This is a genomic window from Xanthobacter sp. 91 (genome assembly GCF_000702385.1).
In the GTDB taxonomy this organism is placed as follows: Bacteria; Pseudomonadota; Alphaproteobacteria; order Rhizobiales; family Xanthobacteraceae; genus Xanthobacter; species Xanthobacter aminoxidans.
This window is the reverse complement of sequence record NZ_JNIB01000001.1, coordinates 4,870,543-4,887,752: the sequence shown is the minus strand read 5'-3', so window position 1 is coordinate 4,887,752 and position 17,210 is coordinate 4,870,543. Positions and strand designations below refer to the sequence as shown.

General features: G+C 69.2%; 18 protein-coding genes. 9 read left to right on the top strand and 9 right to left on the bottom strand.

The window, feature by feature from the left end; translation table 11 throughout:
- Window positions 1-343: 343 nt before the first annotated feature.
- Together A37E_RS0122850 and hemB are read right to left on the bottom strand one after the other, a co-directional pair.
- Window positions 344-1,612, bottom strand: a complete 1,269-nt coding sequence (locus A37E_RS0122850; protein ID WP_051679277.1) for a threonine ammonia-lyase — start codon at window positions 1,610-1,612, stop codon at window positions 344-346.
- Window positions 1,613-1,634: 22 nt separating this feature from the next.
- Window positions 1,635-2,681 carry a porphobilinogen synthase gene (gene hemB, locus A37E_RS0122845; RefSeq protein WP_024278794.1) on the bottom strand — a complete coding sequence of 349 codons (1,047 nt, stop codon included), beginning with the start codon at window positions 2,679-2,681 and terminating at the stop codon, window positions 1,635-1,637.
- 242 nt (window positions 2,682-2,923) lie between these two features.
- Here hemB and A37E_RS0122840 point away from each other — a divergent pair, with 242 nt between their 5' ends.
- The 3 genes from A37E_RS0122840 to A37E_RS0122830 all read left to right on the top strand — a co-directional run bounded on the left by A37E_RS0122840 (window position 2,924) and on the right by A37E_RS0122830 (window position 5,162).
- Window positions 2,924-3,994, top strand: a complete 1,071-nt coding sequence (locus tag A37E_RS0122840) for an enoyl-CoA hydratase/isomerase family protein (RefSeq protein ID WP_029558727.1) — start codon at window positions 2,924-2,926, stop codon at window positions 3,992-3,994.
- The gene (locus tag A37E_RS0122835; RefSeq protein WP_024278796.1) at window positions 3,991-4,422 is read left to right on the top strand and encodes a DUF6163 family protein; all 432 of its coding nucleotides are present in this window, start codon (window positions 3,991-3,993) and stop codon (window positions 4,420-4,422) included. The genes A37E_RS0122840 and A37E_RS0122835 overlap by 4 nt, the downstream gene beginning before the upstream one ends.
- 74 nt (window positions 4,423-4,496) lie before the next feature.
- Window positions 4,497-5,162: an O-methyltransferase gene (locus A37E_RS0122830; RefSeq protein WP_029558726.1), complete on the top strand. Its 666-nt coding sequence runs from the start codon at window positions 4,497-4,499 to the stop codon at window positions 5,160-5,162.
- A gap of 323 nt (window positions 5,163-5,485) precedes the next feature.
- Here A37E_RS0122830 and A37E_RS0122820 read toward each other — a convergent pair whose 3' ends face one another.
- The 3 genes from A37E_RS0122820 to A37E_RS0122810 form a co-directional block, all read right to left on the bottom strand.
- Complete coding sequence (locus tag A37E_RS0122820; protein WP_051679276.1) at window positions 5,486-5,773, bottom strand: helix-turn-helix transcriptional regulator; 288 nt, start codon at window positions 5,771-5,773, stop codon at window positions 5,486-5,488.
- 87 nt (window positions 5,774-5,860) lie between these two features.
- Entirely contained in the window at window positions 5,861-6,568 is a 708-nt protein-coding gene (locus A37E_RS0122815) for an SDR family NAD(P)-dependent oxidoreductase (protein WP_029558724.1), read from the bottom strand.
- Window positions 6,569-6,652: 84 nt separating this feature from the next.
- Entirely contained in the window at window positions 6,653-6,985 is a 333-nt protein-coding gene (locus A37E_RS0122810) for a Rieske 2Fe-2S domain-containing protein (RefSeq protein ID WP_024278800.1), read from the bottom strand.
- A gap of 231 nt (window positions 6,986-7,216) precedes the next feature.
- Between A37E_RS0122810 and A37E_RS0122805 the strand changes: the two genes are divergently transcribed.
- The 6 genes from A37E_RS0122805 (at window position 7,217) to folD (ending at window position 13,788) form a co-directional block, all read left to right on the top strand.
- Window positions 7,217-8,035, top strand: coding sequence for an indole-3-glycerol-phosphate synthase (locus A37E_RS0122805; RefSeq protein ID WP_029558723.1), 819 nt, complete (start codon window positions 7,217-7,219; stop codon window positions 8,033-8,035).
- A 172-nt stretch (window positions 8,036-8,207) separates the two neighbouring features.
- A complete protein-coding gene (locus A37E_RS0122800; protein WP_029558722.1) occupies window positions 8,208-8,435 on the top strand; it encodes a zinc ribbon domain-containing protein in 228 nt (75 codons plus the stop codon).
- A 152-nt stretch (window positions 8,436-8,587) separates the two neighbouring features.
- On the top strand, window positions 8,588-9,658 hold the full coding sequence (locus A37E_RS0122795; RefSeq protein WP_029558721.1) for a hypothetical protein: 1,071 nt from the start codon (window positions 8,588-8,590) through the stop codon (window positions 9,656-9,658).
- Window positions 9,659-9,800: 142 nt separating this feature from the next.
- Window positions 9,801-10,148 (top strand): STAS domain-containing protein, encoded by a 348-nt coding sequence (locus A37E_RS0122790; protein WP_051679275.1) that lies wholly within the window; start codon window positions 9,801-9,803, stop codon window positions 10,146-10,148.
- A gap of 357 nt (window positions 10,149-10,505) precedes the next feature.
- Window positions 10,506-12,713 carry an EAL domain-containing protein gene (locus A37E_RS26185; protein ID WP_051679274.1) on the top strand — a complete coding sequence of 736 codons (2,208 nt, stop codon included), beginning with the start codon at window positions 10,506-10,508 and terminating at the stop codon, window positions 12,711-12,713.
- A 202-nt stretch (window positions 12,714-12,915) separates the two neighbouring features.
- Window positions 12,916-13,788 carry a bifunctional methylenetetrahydrofolate dehydrogenase/methenyltetrahydrofolate cyclohydrolase FolD gene (gene folD, locus A37E_RS0122780; protein ID WP_197023076.1) on the top strand — a complete coding sequence of 291 codons (873 nt, stop codon included), beginning with the start codon at window positions 12,916-12,918 and terminating at the stop codon, window positions 13,786-13,788.
- 60 nt (window positions 13,789-13,848) lie between these two features.
- Here folD and A37E_RS25580 read toward each other — a convergent pair whose 3' ends face one another.
- From A37E_RS25580 to purL, 4 genes are all read right to left on the bottom strand, one after another.
- On the bottom strand, window positions 13,849-14,163 hold the full coding sequence (locus A37E_RS25580) for a hypothetical protein (protein ID WP_038193580.1): 315 nt from the start codon (window positions 14,161-14,163) through the stop codon (window positions 13,849-13,851).
- A 43-nt stretch (window positions 14,164-14,206) separates the two neighbouring features.
- Window positions 14,207-14,545, bottom strand: coding sequence for a Grx4 family monothiol glutaredoxin (gene grxD, locus A37E_RS0122770; RefSeq protein WP_024278808.1), 339 nt, complete (start codon window positions 14,543-14,545; stop codon window positions 14,207-14,209).
- Window positions 14,546-14,713: 168 nt separating this feature from the next.
- Window positions 14,714-14,950 carry a BolA family transcriptional regulator gene (locus tag A37E_RS0122765; protein WP_024278809.1) on the bottom strand — a complete coding sequence of 79 codons (237 nt, stop codon included), beginning with the start codon at window positions 14,948-14,950 and terminating at the stop codon, window positions 14,714-14,716.
- Window positions 14,951-14,981: 31 nt separating this feature from the next.
- A complete protein-coding gene (gene purL / locus A37E_RS0122760; RefSeq protein WP_029558716.1) occupies window positions 14,982-17,189 on the bottom strand; it encodes a phosphoribosylformylglycinamidine synthase subunit PurL in 2,208 nt (735 codons plus the stop codon).
- Window positions 17,190-17,210 lie beyond the last annotated feature (21 nt).

Genomic DNA, 17,210 nt, shown 5'->3' with positions numbered 1-17,210 from the left:
CTTCGCGGGCGTGCTTGCGCTGGGTCCCGGCTCTCCTTCCGCTGCCGCTCCAGTCGGCCGGGATGCGAGATTGGCTCCCACGCGAGCACGCGGCGCCGGCACAAGAACCGCCGTCATGGCCGGGCTTGTCCCGGAAGTCGGCTGTTGCCGACTTCCGTCCCCAAGAACGAAACCCGCAAACATGCGGGTTTCGGCCATCCACGTGGTGCGGCCGGGAAAAAGTCTGCGGACGGGAGCGCCATCGGCCCGACGTGGATACCCGGGACAAGCCCGGGCATGACGTTAAGAGCTGAGCGAAAGCGCCGTTGCCCATAAGGGCGGCGGAACGCGCCCGACACGCCCCCTACCAGTCCGCCCCGCCGGCCCCCAGCCGCTGCACCGGCAGCCCCTCACCCTCCAGCGCCTTCTGGATCAGCTCCGCGTGCGCCTGATCGCGCGTTTCCACCGTGAGGTCGAGGCGGGTGCCCTTGGCGGGGACGTCGAGGAAGGTGCGGCGGTGGTGCACCTCCAGAATGTTGGCGCCGAGCTTGCCGAGCAAAGTGGCGATGCGCCCCAGCATGCCCGGCCGGTCGAGGATGGTGAGGCGGAAGGAGACGATGCGCTCTTCCCGCTCCAGCTCGCGCAGCAGGATGCCGGCGATCATGCGCGGGTCGATGTTGCCGCCCGAGACGACGAGGCCCACCGTCTTGCCCCGGAAGCGCTCGGGCTCGGCGATGAGGGCGGCGAGGCCCGCGGCGCCGGCGCCTTCGGCCAGTGTCTTCTGGTGCATGAGGAAGGCGTTCACCGCCCGCTCCAGCGCGGTTTCGTCCACCAGCACCACATGGGGCACGAGGCGCCGCACGATCTGCGCGGTGATCTCCCCCACATTGCGCACGGCGATGCCCTCGGCCAGCGTCGGCCCGCCGCAGGGGCGGGCCTCGCCGGTCATGGCGGTCCACATGGCGGGATAGAGCTGGGTCTCGACGCCCACCACCTGCGTCTGTGGCGAGCGGCCGGCGAAGGCCACGGCCATGCCGGCGATGAGCCCGCCGCCGCCGATGGGCACCAGCACGGCATCGAAGGCCGGTCCGTCCTCGATCATCTCCAGCGCCACTGAGCCCTGCCCGGCGATCACGTCCACATCGTCATAGGGATGGACGAAGACGCGGCCCTGCGCCTTGGAGATGCGCTCGGCCTCCTCGTAGGCGTCGGCCACCGTCTCGCCGAACAGCACCACCTCGGCGCCGAACGCCTCGGTGGCGGCCACCTTCACCTGCGGCGTCGTCTCCGGCATCACGATGAGGGTGGAGATGCCGAGCCGCGTGCCGTGATAGGCCACCGCCTGCGCATGGTTGCCGGCCGACATGGCCACGGCGCCGCGCCGGGCCTCGTCCGGCGTGAGGCGCGAGAGCTTCACCAGCGCGCCGCGCTCTTTGAACGAGGCGGTGGCCTGAAGGTTCTCGTACTTCACATAGACCTCGGCGCCGGTGAAGGCGGAGAGGCGCGGCGCGCGCAGGGTCGGCGTGCGCAGCACGGAGGCGCGGACCAGCGGCCACGCGCCCTCCACGTCCGCCAGCGTGACGGGCAGATCCTTTTCCCGGTCGATTTCCAGCGCCGTCGCGGGCACGGTCATAAGTCTTCTCCCGCGAGGGGCCTCAGCCCCGTTCGGCCAGAGCCTGCGCCACGCGCGGCGCGAAATAGGTGAGGATACCGTCGGCGCCGGCGCGCTTGAAGGCGAGCAGGCTCTCCGGGACGATGCGATCGCCGTCCACCCAGCCGTTGCGGATGGCGCCCTCGATCATCGCGTACTCGCCGGACACCTGATAGGCGAAGGTCGGCAGGCCGAAGGTCTCCTTCAGACGCCACACGATGTCGAGATAGGGCAGGCCGGGCTTCACCATCAGCATGTCCGCGCCTTCCTCGACATCGAGGGCCGCCTCGCGGATGGCTTCCAGCCCGTTGCCGGGGTCCATCTGGTAGGTGCGCTTGTCGCCCGAGAGGGTCTTGGCGGTGCCGATGGCGTCGCGGAACGGGCCGTAGAAGGCGGAGGCGTACTTCGCCGCATAGGACATGATCTGCACGTCCTCGAAGCCGTTGGCGTCGAGCCCGGCGCGGATGGCGCCGACGCGGCCGTCCATCATGTCCGAGGGGGCGATGACGTCCGCCCCGGCTTCGGCCTGCACCAGCGCCTGACGCACGAGGAGTTCCACCGTCTCGTCATTGAGGATGCGGCCATCCTCCAGCAGGCCGTCATGGCCGTGGCTGGTGAAGGGGTCCAACGCCACGTCGGTGATGAGGCCGAGATTGGGGATCTCCGCCTTGATGGCGCGCAGCGTCTGGCAGACGAGGTTGTTGTCGTTGAGCGCCTCGCTGCCGGTGGGGTCGCGGCGGGAGGGGTCGATATAGGGGAAGATGGCGAGGGCCGGGATCTTCAGCTTGGCCGCCATCTCGGCCGCGCGCACCGCCTCGTCCACCGTCAGGCGCTCGACGCCGGGCATGGAGGGAATGGGGGTGCGGGTGGCCTGGCCGTTCATGACGAAGATCGGCCAGATCAGATCATCGACCGTCAGCGTCGCCTCGCGCACCAGCCGGCGCGCCCAGTCCGTCTTCCGGTTCCGCCGGGGGCGGTGGACGAGGCCGAGCCGGCTGGCGGTGGCCTCGGCTTCGGAAACGGCATGCAGGCGGGGCTGGGAGAGGGGCATGATGCGCTCGTTCTTCGTTCGCCCGCGAACGGGCACCGAGCGGACCTTATAGACCCCCGGCCTGCCGCCCGCGAGTGGCGCGCGGCAGAGGGTCACGGCAAGTTCAGCGTGTGCGCCGCCGCACGGCCCAAGGTGCGCCCGCGCACAACCACGGTGCGCCGGCCCGCGTTGACGCTCCCTCCGGCCGCGTCTAACCCTGCCGGCGGGCGTTCGCCGCTCAGCGGCGGCAAGGGAGGGATGGAATGACCACGGAGCCTGAAGTCCTGCTCGAGGTGAAGGGCGAAGCCGGAGTCATCACCCTCAACCGTCCGAAGGCGCTGAATGCGCTCAACCTCTCCATGGTGCGCGAGATACTGCCGCGCCTGCGGCAATGGGCGCAGGACCCGGCCGTCACCCGCGTGGTCATCAAGGCGGCGGGCGAGAAGGCCTTCTGCGCCGGCGGCGACGTGCGCACGCTCTATGACCTCGGCCGCGCCGGCAACACCGCCGAATCGCTCGCCTTCTGGCGCGAGGAATATGTCCTCAACGACTATATAGGCAGCTTCCCCAAGCCCTATGTGGCGCTCATCGACGGCATCTGCATGGGCGGCGGCTTCGGCCTCTCGGCCCATGGCGCGCATCGCGTGGCGGGCGACAAATATCTGTTCGCCATGCCGGAGGTGAATATCGGCCTGTTCCCGGATGTGGGCGGAACCCATGTGCTGCCGCGCCTGCCCGGCGCCTTCGGCGTGTTTCTGGCGCTGACCGGCACGCGCATCCGCGCCGCCGAAGCCTTCGCCTGCGGCCTTGCGACCGACGTGGTGCCGAGCGCCGCCTTCCCGGCGCTGGAAGAGGCCCTGTGCGCGGGCGGCGACGTGGAGCGCATCATCGCCGATCACCGCATCGAGCCCGGCCCCGGCGCGTTCGCCGACCGCGCGGACTTCATCGCCGACGCCTTCGGGCGGGGCCATCTCGCCGGCATCCTCGGCGCGCTGCAGGCGGCGGCGGAAAGCGAGGGCCCCCATGCGGCGTTCGCCACCACGCTCCTCACCGACATCGCCGGCAAGTCGCCCACCAGCCTCTCCATCACCATGGAGCAGATGCGGCGCGGGCCGGCCCTCGACCTTGGGGACTGTCTGAAGCTGGAATTCCGGGTGGTGAACCGCGTCGCGGCGGGGCATGATTTCTACGAAGGGGTGCGCGCGGTGCTCGTCGATCGCGACAACGCGCCCCAATGGCAGCCGGCGACCCTCGCGGAGGTGGACCCGGCCGTCATCGCGGCGCATTTCGATCCCATACCCGACGAACTGGAACTTCTGGCCCCCGGCACATGAGTCATTACGATCCCATCGACGCCAGCGCCCGCGCCCAATGGGAAAATCTCTCGCCCTGGCGGCGGCGGCTGTTCCTGTTCCTGCGCGGGGTCGCGGCCTTCCTGCTGCTGGAAGGCATCATCCACTGGGCGGTGATCCTCGGCATCGGCGACGGGCCGGCGAGCCGGTTCGAGGCCATGCCCATGGCCGCCCAGGCGGCGGTGATCTGGGCGGCGATCATCGATCCCATCGCCGGCGTCGGCCTGTGGCTGCGCGCCGGCTGGGCGATCGTGCTCTGGCTCCTGGCGACGCTGACGCAGGTGGTGCTCGGCATCTGGGCGCCGGCCGGCATGACGCGGCTGATGCTGTTCACGCTGGTGGAGCTGGCGCTGGTGGTGGCCTATGCCGTTCTCTCCATCCGCGCCGCGCGGGAGAGCGACCAGGACTGAGCGTCCGGACCTGACGCATTTCCTTCACGCAAACGGTATTCCTTGCGCCGGCAAATGCTGTGACGGAGGCGGGAATGGACGAAGCGCTCTGGAACGAGATGGACGGCTTCATCGTCGAGAAGCTGCTGCCGGCGGACCCGGTGCTCGACGCCGTGCAGGCCGCGTCGGAGGCCGCCGGCCTTCCGGCTATCAGCGTCTCGGCGGCGCAGGGGCAGATGCTCCACATCTTCGCGAAGATGATGGGTGCGAAGCGCATCCTCGAAATCGGCACGCTGGGGGGCTACAGCACGCTCTTTTTCGCCCGCGCGCTGCCCGAAGGTGGCACGGTGGTGACGCTGGAGGCGGACGCCCACCATGCCGAAGTCGCCCGCGCCAATTTCGCCCGCGCGGGACTTTCTGACCGCATCGACCTGCGCGTCGCCCCGGCTATCGAGACGCTGCCGGTGCTGGAGGCGGAAGGGGCGGGGCCGTTCGACCTCATCTTCATCGACGCCGACAAGCCGAGCAATCCCGCCTATCTCGATTGGGCGCTGCGCCTGTCGCGGCCGGGCACGCTCATCGTCTGCGACAACGTGGTGCGCGCCGGGCGGGTGCTCGATGCGGCGAGCACGGACGCCTCGGTCATCGGCATCCGCCGCACCTACGAGATCGCGGGCGCAGAGCCCCGCCTCACCGCCACGGCGGTGCAGACCGTCGGCGCCAAGGGCTATGATGGGTTTGCGTTGCTGCTGGTGGGGTGAGGGCGGGAGCCGTTTCTCGTCGCCCTTACGCTCTCGCCTGACCTATCCGGCCGTCATGCCCGGGCTTGTCCCGGGCAATCCACGTGGTGAGGCTGGGGATAGTCATCCGACCAATGCGCGGTCGGCCCGACGTGGATGGCCGGGACAAGCCCGGCCATGACGGCGCGACTGGGTGAAGGAGCACTGTGCCCGCCCTTTCGAGCGGATGTCCGGACGAGCGCTTTACGACCAGCTGCCGAGATACGCCAGCGTTGCGATGACGAGGATGATCGCCACGATGATCCAGTGGCGGGCGGCGAATTTGTGCAGGATCATGGGTCTCGTCAGTCGTCGTTGGAGGCGTTGAGGTCCTGGGCGCGGATGCCTTCGTCCCTGGGGACGATCTGCACGCCCATGCTGCCGCCGTTCAGGAAGGCGATGCCTTCGGCCTCCAGCGTGGCGCACAGGCGGGTGCGCGTGGAGGAGAGGGCTTCCAGCGTGACGGCATCCTGCTCCACCACTTTCACGGTGTCGGCGGTCACGCCGGTGCGCTCGGCCAGATCCTTGCGCGACCAGCCGAGCAGGGCGCGGCCGGCCTTGATCTGGCGGCCGTTGACCATGGAATGCGGCACGAAATCCTCCCGTCGTTGGGACCGGAAGATGGCACGCCGCCCCGCCCGCCACAATGCACGGGCGGCGGCAGGCTTAACGCGTGCGCCTCAGAACTTCTCCACCCAGGGCCGCAGGTCCAGCTCGCAGGTCCAGGCCGAGCGGTGCTGGCGGTGGACGGCAAGATAGGTCTCGGCGATGGCGTCGGGATCGAGCCACTTGTCCGCCGGCCCCGGCTCCCCCGCCGTCGCCCACGACGAGGCGATGCCGCCGTCGAGGATGAAGTGCGCCACATGGATGCCGCGCGGCCCGAGTTCGCGGGCGAGGCCCTGCGCCAGCGCGCGCAAGGCGAACTTGGCCATGGAGAAGGGCACCGAATGGGGCATGGCCTTCACGCTGGCGGTGGCGCCGGTGAAGAAGAGCGAGCCCTTGCCCCGCGCCAGCATCCGCCGCGCCGCCGCCTGCGCGGTGAGGAAGCCGGCGAAGGCGCCGACGGAATAGGCGTCCATCACGTCGGCCGGGTCCAGCACTTCCACCGGGCCGCGATAGCGCATGGCGGCGTTGAACACGACGAGGTCGGGCGGGCCGAAGGCCTTTTCCACCTCGGCGAATACGCCTTCGATGGCGGCCGCATCCTGGGCATCGGCCGCCCAGGCGCGGGCGCCGGTCTCGGCGATGAGGGGCGCGAGCTTCTCCACGTCGCGCGCCACGAGGGCGATGCGGAAGCCCTCGCGGGCGAGCCGGCGGGCGAGGGAGGCGGACAGCCCCTTGCCTGCGCCGACGATGATGGCGGTCTGGGCGGCGGTCTCATCTGTCACGGGTCGAACTCCGGCTTCGGCCGCACCCCGGCAATGCACCCGGCGCGGCGCCTCGACTGATTATTGGGGCGGGCTGCGGCGCTCTCAGGGCGCGGCGAACAGGGGCTCTATGCCTTCCGTGTCGATATAGACGACGCCATCTTCCACCTTCACCGGATATTCCGCGAGCGCGCTTTCCTGCGGCTCGACGGGGGCGCCGGAATTCAGGTCCCAGGTCCAGTGATGGAGCGGGCAGGTGAGGACAGTACCGTCGAACTCGGCCTCGTTGAGCGGCGTGTTCGAATGGGGACAGACGCCCTGAAAGGCGCGGATCTCCCCATTGTCGGGCCAGGCGAGGACGATGAGGTGGCTGTCGGCGATCACCAGCCGCATGCCGCCTTCGGCAACGGTTTCCGCTTTGCAGACGCGCGTGAACATCTTCAAAAACTCGATCGGCTAAGAATGGGCGGATCATCGCGCGTTGCGGTGCAAGAGGAAAGAGCCAACCGCGCCGCCGCCTCTGCCGCGGTGCGAAAGCGGCATGGCCAAAGCGCGCGAAATCTGTGAAGCTGTAGGTGCTTATTCATCGGGAGCGTTTTGCTCCGTTCGCGTGCCTGTCTCCTTTCGCCTGCCCCTTTGCCTTTCACCTTTGCCTCTGGACGTTCTTTCATGATCCTGCCCGAAAACAGCCGGCTGAAGCCGTTCCTCCTCCAGCGCCGCGACCAGCTCGCCAAGGCTAAGGCCCGCCGCTCGCTGGGCCAGATCCAGGGCAAGGTGGGCGAGATGCCCATGACGCGCGGCTTCCACGGCGCGCTGGCCGCCGCCTTCCGGGCCACCGGCAAGCCCGGCATCATCTGCGAGCTGAAGGGCGGATCACCGTTCGAGCCGGCGTTGAAGACCATGGTGCCCTACAAGGCGCTGGCCGAGGATTTCGAGGCGGTGGGCGCGGCGGCCCTTTCGGTGGCGGTGGAGCGGCAGTCCTTCCGCGGCTCCTATTCGGACCTCGCCACCGTGCGCGGCGCGGTGGACCTCACCATCCTCGCGCAGGACATCATCTACGACGTCTACCAGATCCTGGAGGCGCGCCTCGCCGGGGCGGATGCGGTGGTGCTGTCGGCTGCGCTGCTCGGGCCGGACCTTGCCGCCTATCGCGAGCGCGCATCCTCCATCGCCCTCGACGTGCTGGTTCAGGTGCATACCCCGGCGGACGTGGAAACGGCGCTGGCGGCGGGGGCGGATTTCATCTGCGTCACCAACCGCAACATCCACACCTTCGAGCTTGTGCCCGGCACCTGCGAGGCGCTGATCCCGCTCATCCCGCCAGAGAAGGCGTTCGTGGTGGCGGAAGGCGGCCTCGGCACCGCCGAGGATCGCGCGCGGCTCGGCGCGGCCGGCGCCAAGGCGCTGATGATGGGCACCGCCCTGATGGGGGATGAAGACCCCGCCGGAGTGCTGGAGAAAGTGCTCGGCATCGAGACGGTAGGCTGACGGACGCCTCCCCGCCATCTGGCCCGCTTCCTGCTTGGGAGAGACCGGCGCGTGCTCCGGGCGACGGCGGAAGCGCGGCGCCGCAGCACGTCGGCAGCGGCTTGCGCGTGGTCTTTCAAGGACTTGCGCCGGACGCGCGGACGTGCCCCCGGAACAGGACAGGAGGCTCGGCGTGCCGCTCTACAATTTCCATTGTCCCGATTGCGACAAGGAGTTCGAACTCCTCATCTCGTCGTCCGACACGCCCGTCTGCCCCTCGTGCGGCAGCACCCGCGCCGAGCAGATGGTGTCGCGCATCGCGCCCGACCAGAAGCTGAAGGCGGTGGCCAAGGCGTGGCGCGCCCAGGCGACGAAGGAAGGCCACACCAGCAATTTCGGCAGCGGCGGCCCCAAGCGCTGACGCCGGAGGTCAGAAGGACGGGCGGGCGATCCCGAAGAGGCGGCCGGGGCACGGTAAATGCTTCAGGCTTCTCCATCTGGATCGTTGGCCGAAACCCGCCGGGATCGAGGGCGGCCGGAAGGCGGTCCATGCTCTCGCCCCGGGTGCCCCCTATGACCCAGCAGCCTTCCGCCCAGAAGTTCGCCGCAGCGCCGTTCGCGCTCGCCCTCGATAGCGACGGCGATTACGTCTCGCCGGCCCATCTGCGGACGCCGTTCCGTTCCTTCCTCGTGAGCTGCGATCGCGGCGTCTACTGGCTCCGCATGCCGGGCGGCGCCGGGAAGACCCAGTTCGTGCGCGGCATCATCGCGCGCCGGACGGGCAAGGAAGGCAGCCTGGAGGGGATCGACAGCGCCATCTCCAGCGGTGCCCGCGCCATCGCGGCGGGCCTCACGGCGCAGGCGAGCCCCGCCGCGCTCGTGGAGGCCCTGAAGGCGGCCTTCGAGGCTGAGCACGGCCTGCCCGCGCCCGAGGCTTCGGGCGCATCGGAAAGCCCGGAGGCCTTTGCCGGCTGGCTCGCGGCCCTCGCCGTCGTGGCGGCAGGGCAGGGGGCGAAGCGTCTCGTTGTGTGCATCGACGGGATCGAGGCGGCGGACGACCTCACCCTCTCCCTCCTGCCGGCCGCTGCGGCGCTGCCGGGGGGCGTCGTCCTTCTGCTCACGTCCCGCGCCGCCGCGGACTGGCCGGCGGAGCCCTTCGCAGCCGCCGCGGAGCGGTTCGCTCCGGGGCCGGGGGTGGTCATCCATGAGATCGGCCTCGCCGATGCCGAATACGTGGGCTGGTTGCGCCGTCTGTTCGTGGAGCGGCTCCGGCCGCTGCTGCGGAGCCGGGCGAATGCGCTGCTGCTGTCGTTGATGGAAACCCGCGCGAGCTACGAGCGCGGCGGCCGCGATGCGCGCCTCACGGCCGATCCCGTGCTGCGCGACGGATTGAAAGACGACTGGAAGAAGCTGACCAACAAGTTCCCGCGCTATTCCGGCCAGCAGCTTCCCGTGGAGCCGCTAGCGCCGGTGCTCGATACGTTCGACAGGCTCTGGGTGGACACTCTCGCCAGGAGCGAAGGCCGCGCCGACCGCTTCTTCCTCATGGTGCGCCATCTCGCGGCGGGTGGCCTCACCGTGGAAGCGGTGTCGGACCTGCCCGAAGGGGAGGCGCTGGACGCCCGCCTTGCCGCCCTCGGCTGACCGCGCGGCAGACGCCGCCGGGGCGGGAAGCTGGTCCGGGCCGTTGTCACAAAACTGTAAAGACAGGGTGGGAAGAGGAGCCGGATAACCCGGAACCGCATTGGTTCCGGGTGCACGGCCCAGCGAACCACGGCGGACCGCCATGAAACTCGAATCCACTCCGCTCGATTCCGGGCAGATCCTCGTTTCCCTCGCCGGCCGCATGGACATCGCCGGCGCCGCGGAAATCGAGAACACCTTCAGCGCCCTGGTGAGCCACGCCCATGTGGCCCTGGTGGACATGGCGGGCGTGACCTTCCTCGCCTCCATCGGCATCCGGCTGATCCTCGCCAACGCCAAGTCGCTGCACAAGCGCGGCGGCACGCTGGTGCTGTTCAACTGCGATCCGCAGGTGGAGCGCGTGCTGCTCACGACAGGTGTCAACGAACTCACCGAGATCGTCGCCACCCGCGCCGATGCCGACCGCTTCCTGGTGCCCGCGGCCAGCTGAGCGCCGCCGGGGCTTAACCTTGGGGAATACTTCGCCGCCCGGCTGAGACATCATCAGCCGGGCGGCCTTGCTTTGTGCCGCCGGTGCCCGGTGCGTGCAGTGCAAGGTGCTGCACTGCAAGGTGAATGCCTGAGGGGCAAGGCCGTCCCGCCGGCTGGGGGGCGCCAGTATTCGTGGCGCCGCAACGGAATGACGTCCCCCTGGTTGAGCCCTGATGGTTGCTCGCTCGCCGGTCGGCTGCGCAGATTGGAGAAGGTCGAAACGACCTTGCGCAAGGTGCAAATCTATCGGACATAGAGATAAATCCGGCAGACACCGCCGCATTTTCTGCCGAGCGGCGCCATCTGCGGCTCTGCGGTGGAGCAACGTTTCTGGACCGCGTTCCAGGGAGGCATCGCCATTTCTCGCCCGTCCGGCCGTCACGTCCACCGTTCGCTCCTGGCCGGGCTCGGCGCGCTCGCGCTCCTGGTGGCCGGGCTCGTGGGCGTCTTCGTCTATGCCGGCATGAAGCAGGACGAGAAGGCGGGGATGCGCGAGCGGCTGGCGCTGCTTGCCGCGCTCCACGCCCACGAGGAACTCATCCAGCAGGCCATGTCGACCTCGGAGGACGAGCGGCAGGTGCTCGGCCAGCTCGCCAGCGGCGACATCGCGCGCCTGCACGAGCGCTTCGGGCGGCGGCTGAATGACGGGTTCGGGCTGGAGTTCGTCTACATCATCGATGCCAAGGGGAACCTCCTCTATTCGTCCGAGAACGGGAAGACGGGGGAGCAGAAGGCCTTTGCGTGGATCCGCCCGGCCATCACGCGGGCGCTGGCGGAGGGCCGCGCCGGCCGTGCCGGCCTCGTCGCCAGCAAGGACGGCGCGGGCATCCTCGTGGTGCGCCCCTTCTCGGAGCGTGCGGACGACATCAAGGCCCCGCAGCCGCTGGCGGCGGTGACGGTGGACCTGCTGGACGATTCGCTGCTGCAAAGCCTCGCCGCGCCCGCCCACCTGCACGACGTGCAGCTGCGCACCGGCCGTACCGCCACCAACCATCCCGACCGCGTCGGCACGGCGGTCCCCAATCTCTTCGACGGCACCGAGGCGGAACTGGCCTGGCGTGGCGCGCAGCCCGGCCGGAGCCTGCTGCGCAATGCCCTGCCGGCGCTCGCGGTGCTCACCACGCTGCTCTCCGTAACCTTCCTCGTCATGATGTTCCGCGCGCTGCGGGTTGCCGCGGCGCTGGCCGCGAGCGAGGCGCAGGCCCGCGAGATGGCCTCCCGCGACTACCTAACCGGCCTCTTCAACCGCGGCTATTTCATCGAGGCGCTGGAATCCGCCCTTGCCGGCCGCGCTCCCGATGCGCGGCTGGTGCTGCTGTTCATCGACCTCGACGACTTCAAGCTCATCAACGACACCGCCGGCCACGGCGCCGGCGACCTGCTGCTGAAGGCGGTGGCGACCCGCGTTGCCCTGACCATCGGCGATCGCGGCGTGGTGGGGCGGTTCGGCGGGGATGAGTTCGTCGCGTTCTTTCCGGCCGCGAATGCGGGCGAGATCGACGCGCTGCTCGATCGCCTTCAGGCGGCGCTGAGGCCTCCGGTGCCGGACGGGGCGGGCGAACTGCGCGTCTCCGCCTCCATCGGCGTCGCCGAGGCGCCACAGGATGCCGCCACGGCCAGCGATCTCATGCGCCGGGCGGACATCGCCCTCTATCGGGCGAAGGACAGCGGCGGCGATACCCTCTGCCGCTTCGAGACCCAGCTCGAGAGCGAGCGCAACGCCCGCCGCGAGATCGAGACGGCCCTCGGCGGGGCACTGGAGCGGGGCGAGCTGGTCATCACCTACCAGCCGCAGGTGGACGTGGCGAGCGGGCGCGTGGTCGGCTTCGAGACCCTGCTGCGGTGGGACCACCCCAAGCTGGGCCGCCTGTTGCCGGCCCAGTTCATCGCCATGGCCGAGGAGATGCACATCATCGGCGGGCTCGACCTGTATGGCCTGCGCCGCGCCTGCATGGAGGCCGCGGCGCTGCCGGGCATGTCCATCTCGGTCAACATCGCGCCCTCCACCATGCGGTCGGCGGATTTCGCCCAGCAGATCGGCGCCATCCTCAAGGAGACGGGCTTCGATCCCGCACGGCTGGAGATCGAGGTGCCGGAAACCATCGTGCTCAACAGCTCGGCGGAGCTGAGCCGCACGTTCGAGGCGCTGCGGGAGCAGGGGGTTGGCGTCGCGCTCGACGATTACGGCACCGGCTATGCCTCCCTGCACCATGTCAGCCGCTTTCCGGTCACCCGCATCAAGATCGACCGCTCCTTCATGCTGAAGGCCTGCAGCGATCCGGACGTGGCAGCGGTGATCGAGCACAAGCTCAAGCTCGCCCAGTCGCTGCGCATCAACGTGACGGCGGAAGGGGTGGAGACGCGGGAGCAGCTGCGCTTCCTGCGCGAGATCGGCATGCCGACCGCGCAAGGCTACCTGTTCGCCCCGCCGCTGCCCATTGCCGCCGCCATCGACATGCTGCGCCGGCAGGATGAGGCGCTGCCGGACGGGATGGTTCGGGCCAAGGCGGGCGGCGCGGGGTAGGTCCAGTCTTTCCGTCAGATAAGACAATTTTCTTTACAAGAAACATATGCGCGCTGTAAGCACCACAGCTGCGGCGTTCCGGCATGCTTTTGCTCTTGCCTCAGCCGCCCCGCCTGCCGACAAGGACGGGGAATTGCCGAACAGCGAGCGGAGCCGCGCCGCCCAGCGCCGGGCTCCCGATGATTTCTGGGGGTGCTTCGTGATCGAGACCAAACCCATCGACGGCAAGGCCTTCGCGGCCGGCCTGCGCGCCCGCATCGCCGAGGAGGTCGCCGGCCTCAAGGCCAGCGCCGGCCTCACCCCCGGCCTCGCCGTGGTTCTGGTGGGCGAGGACCCCGCCAGCCAGGTCTATGTGCGCAACAAGGCGGCCCAGACGGCCGAGGCCGGCATGGCCTCCTTCGAGTACAAGCTCGCCGCCGACACCCCCGAGGCGGACGTTCTCGCCCTGGTGGCGAAGCTGAACGCCGATCCTGCCGTGCATGGCATCCTCGTCCAGCTGCCTCTGCCGGCGCAGATCGACGCCAACAAGGTCATCTCCGCCATCGATCCCGCCAAGGATGTGGACGGCTTCCATGTGGTGAATGCCGGCCGCCTCGCGGTGGGCCTCGACGCGCTGGTGCCCTGCACGCCGCTCGGCTGCATCATGCTGCTCAAGCACCACCTCGGCAGCCTCGCCGGGCTCAAGGCGGTGGTCGTCGGCCGCTCGAACATCGTCGGCAAGCCGGCGGCGCAGCTGCTGCTGAAGGAAGACTGCACCGTCACCATCGCCCATTCCCGCACCCGCGACCTGCCGGGCGAATGCCGCACGGCGGACATCCTGGTGGCGGCGGTGGGCCGGCCGGAAATGGTGCGTGGCGACTGGATCAAGCCCGGCGCCACGGTGATCGACGTGGGCATCAACCGGGTGCCGAAGGACGACGGCAAGACCCGCCTCGTGGGCGACGTGGCCTATGCGGAAGCGCAGGGCATCGCCGGCCTCATCACCCCGGTTCCCGGCGGTGTCGGACCCATGACCATCGCCTGCCTGCTGCAGAACACGCTGACGGCGGCCAAGCGGCAGAAGGGCCTCGCCTGAGACTCGCAAGCAAAAGCGCCGGCGGTGTCGTGCCCCGGCTTTTGGCCGGGGCAGGGGGATTTAGAGCAGCCCGAAGGCCAAGGCGGCCAGTGCCGCGAGCGGCGGAAGCCATGCGAGCGCAACGCCCACATCGGGCCGGCCGCGCCGCCAGAACCAGAGACCGAGCGCAGGTGGAATGACGAAGGTCGCCACCGCACCGGCCCATCCCATCACGGCGTTAATCTCGCCACGCGCACCTTCCGGCCCGCCGAAGACGAAGCCGGAAATGGCGATGAGCAGGATGACCACGCCGGCATCCGCCAGCAGTCCGAAGGCCATGGCGACCTTGAGCCCCCAGCCCACCGCTTGCGGCGGCGGGAGTGGGGTGGGCGGCACGGCCGCCTCAGGTGCCGATGGCGGTGCGCTCACGCGGCCAGAATCAGCCGATGGCGCGGTCGCGGATGGCGACGCCCTTCTCTTCCAGCAGGGGGATCAGCTCGCCCGACTGGAACATCTCTCGGACGATGTCGCAGCCGCCCACGAACTCGCCCTTGATGTAGAGCTGGGGAATGGTCGGCCAGTTGGCGTAGTCCTTGATGCCCTGGCGGATCATGTCGTTCTCGAGCACGTTCACGCCCTTGAAGGGGACGCCCACGTGGTCGAGAATCTGCACCACCTGGCCGGAGAAGCCGCACTGCGGGAACTGCGGCGTGCCCTTCATGAACAGCACCACATCGCCGGACTTCACGATGGCGTCGATATCGTCACGAATGCCCATGGTCTCAAATCCAATGTCTGCGGCCAGAACAGCGGCCTTCCGCCCATAAAGATCGGCCCAAGCGGCCCAAAGCGCAAGGGCACCGGGGGCGACACGCTTGCACAGGCGCGTGTTGGGACGCCGCAATGGTGCGGCGTACGCGAGGCGCGGAGAGGGGAGGAGGCCCGCCTATTCGGCGGGTGCGGAGGTCTGCAGGGCGAGCGCGTGCAGCACGCCGCCCATGTTCCCCTTGAGGGCGGCATAGACCATCTGGTGCTGCTGCACCCGGCTCTTGCCGCGGAACGAGGCCGAGACGATGCGGGCGGCGTAGTGGTCGCCATCCCCGGCCAGATCCTCGATCACCACGGTCGCGTCGGGCAGCGCATCCTTGATGAGCTGCTCGATGTCGCGGGCATTCATGGGCATGGTCGAAACGTCCTTGCTGTGCACGAAAGCGTCAGGACGAAGCGCCCATATAGATGGGCAGCCACGTCTCGTGCCGATCCTTCAGCGATTCCACGACTATCGAGCGGTCGTCCGGAACGATCAAGCGGTCGCCGCCGGTCTTGCCGATCTTCATGATCGGCACGCCCGCCATCTCCGCCTTGTGGATCACCTCGGCGCCCTGGCCGGACGCGACCGTGACCACGTAGCGCGCCTGATCCTCGCCGAACCACCACGCATAGGGGTCCATGCCGTCCGGGGCGTCTTCCAGCGAGACGCCGATGCCGCTGGCCATGGCCATCTCGGCCAACGCCACCAGCAGGCCGCCGTCGGAGACGTCATGCACGGCGGTGGCGACGCCATCGCGGATGAGGTTGCGGACGAAGTCGCCGTTGCGCTTCTCGGCGATGAGGTCGACCGGGGGCGGGGCCCCTTCCTCGCGCTCGCACACGGTGGCGAGAAAAGCGGAAGCGCCCAGCCAGCCCTTGGTCTTGCCGATGAGCAGCACCGGCTCGCCCGCCGCCTTGAAGTTCAAGGTCATGGTCTGGTCGAGATCCTCGATCAGGCCGACGCCGCCGATGGTCGGGGTGGGCAGGATCGCCTTGCCGTTGGTCTCGTTGTAGAGGCTGACGTTGCCGGAGACGACCGGGAAGTCCAGCGCCTCGCAGGCCGCGCCGATGCCTTTCACGCAGGCCACGAACTGGCCCATGATCTCCGGCTTCTCGGGATTGCCGAAGTTCAGGTTGTCCGTCACCGCGATGGGGGTGGCGCCAACGGCGGTCAGGTTGCGCCACGCCTCGGCCACCGCCTGCTTGCCGCCCTCGAAGGGGCCGGCCTCGCAATAGCGGGGCGTCACGTCGGTGGTCATGGCGAGGGCCTTCGGCCCGTCATTCACGCGCACCACCGCTGCGTCGCCGCCGGGGCGCTGCACGGTGTTGCCGAGGATGAGGTGGTCGTACTGCTCCCAAACCCAGCGCTTGGAGCACAGGTCCGGCGAGGCGATTAGCCGCTCCAGCGCGTCCGCCACCGAGGCGGTGGTGCGCACGTCCGAAGGCAGGATCTCGGGGCGCGGGGCCGGCTCCTCATACGGGCGGCGGTATTCCGGCGCCTCGTCGCCCAACTCCTTGATGGGGAGGTCGGCTTCCACGAGGCCCTTGTGCTTCACCACGAAGCGCAGGGTGTCGGTGGTGTGGCCGACGATGGCGAAGTCGAGGCCCCATTTCTTGAAGATGGCCTCGGCCTCGGCTTCCTTGCCGTCGGCGATCACCATGAGCATGCGCTCCTGGCTCTCCGACAGCATCATCTCATAGGCCGTCATGCCGGTTTCGCGGCAGGGCACGGCGTCGAGGTTCAGCTCCACGCCCAGGTCGCCCTTGGCGCCCATCTCGACGGCGGAGCAGGTGAGGCCGGCGGCGCCCATGTCCTGGATCGCCACCACGCAGCCCGCCTGCATGATCTCGAGGCAGGCTTCCAGCAGCAGCTTCTCGGCGAAGGGGTCGCCCACCTGCACGGTCGGGCGCTTCTCCTCGGCGTCGGCACCGAACTCGGCCGAGGCCATGGTGGCGCCGTGGATGCCGTCGCGGCCGGTCTTGGAGCCGAGATAGACGATGGCCCGGCCGACGCCGGTGGCCGCCGCGTAGAAGATCTCGTCCGTCTTCGCGAGGCCGACGGCCATGGCGTTGACGAGGATGTTGCCGTTGTAGCGCTTGTGGAAGCCCACCGAGCCGCCCACCGTGGGCACGCCGAAGGAATTGCCATAGCCACCGATGCCGGCCACCACGCCGGCCAAAAGGCGGCGGGTCTTCAGGTTGTGGCAGTCGCCGAAGCGCAGGGCATTGAGCGCCGCGATGGGTCGCGCGCCCATGGTGAACACGTCGCGCAGGATGCCGCCCACGCCCGTCCCCGCGCCCTGATAGGGCTCGATGAAGGAGGGGTGGTTGTGGCTCTCCATCTTGAACACGACGGCAAGACCGTCGCCGATGTCCACCACGCCGGCATTCTCGCCCGGCCCCTGGATGACGCGCTTGCCGGTGGTGGGCAAGGTGCGCAGCCAGACCTTGGAGGATTTGTACGAGCAGTGCTCGTTCCACATGGCGGAGACGATGCCGAGCTCCGTGATGGTCGGCTCACGGCCGATCAGCTTCACGAAGTGATCGTACTCCTCCGGCTTCAGGCCGTGCTCGGCGACGAGTTCCGGCGTGATGCGGGGGGTGTTGGGAATGAGGTTCACGGGCGTCGATCC

Excerpts from the sequence above, each read along its gene's own strand:
- A37E_RS0122810 (WP_024278800.1), bottom strand. The coding sequence starts at position 6,985 with ATGTTCACGCGCGTCTGCAAAGCGGAAACCGTTGCCGAAGGCGGCATG.
- hemB (WP_024278794.1), bottom strand. The coding sequence starts at position 2,681 with ATGCCCCTCTCCCAGCCCCGCCTGCATGCCGTTTCCGAAGCCGAGGCC.
- A37E_RS0122850 (WP_051679277.1), bottom strand. The coding sequence starts at position 1,612 with ATGACCGTGCCCGCGACGGCGCTGGAAATCGACCGGGAAAAGGATCTG.
- A37E_RS0122795 (WP_029558721.1), top strand. The coding sequence starts at position 8,588 with ATGACCCAGCAGCCTTCCGCCCAGAAGTTCGCCGCAGCGCCGTTCGCG.
- A37E_RS0122840 (WP_029558727.1), top strand. The coding sequence starts at position 2,924 with ATGACCACGGAGCCTGAAGTCCTGCTCGAGGTGAAGGGCGAAGCCGGA.
- A37E_RS0122830 (WP_029558726.1), top strand. The coding sequence starts at position 4,497 with ATGGACGAAGCGCTCTGGAACGAGATGGACGGCTTCATCGTCGAGAAG.
- A37E_RS0122790 (WP_051679275.1), top strand. The coding sequence starts at position 9,801 with ATGAAACTCGAATCCACTCCGCTCGATTCCGGGCAGATCCTCGTTTCC.
- A37E_RS0122765 (WP_024278809.1), bottom strand. The coding sequence starts at position 14,950 with ATGCCCATGAATGCCCGCGACATCGAGCAGCTCATCAAGGATGCGCTG.
- A37E_RS0122805 (WP_029558723.1), top strand. The coding sequence starts at position 7,217 with ATGATCCTGCCCGAAAACAGCCGGCTGAAGCCGTTCCTCCTCCAGCGC.
- grxD (WP_024278808.1), bottom strand. The coding sequence starts at position 14,545 with ATGGGCATTCGTGACGATATCGACGCCATCGTGAAGTCCGGCGATGTG.
- A37E_RS0122835 (WP_024278796.1), top strand. The coding sequence starts at position 3,991 with ATGAGTCATTACGATCCCATCGACGCCAGCGCCCGCGCCCAATGGGAA.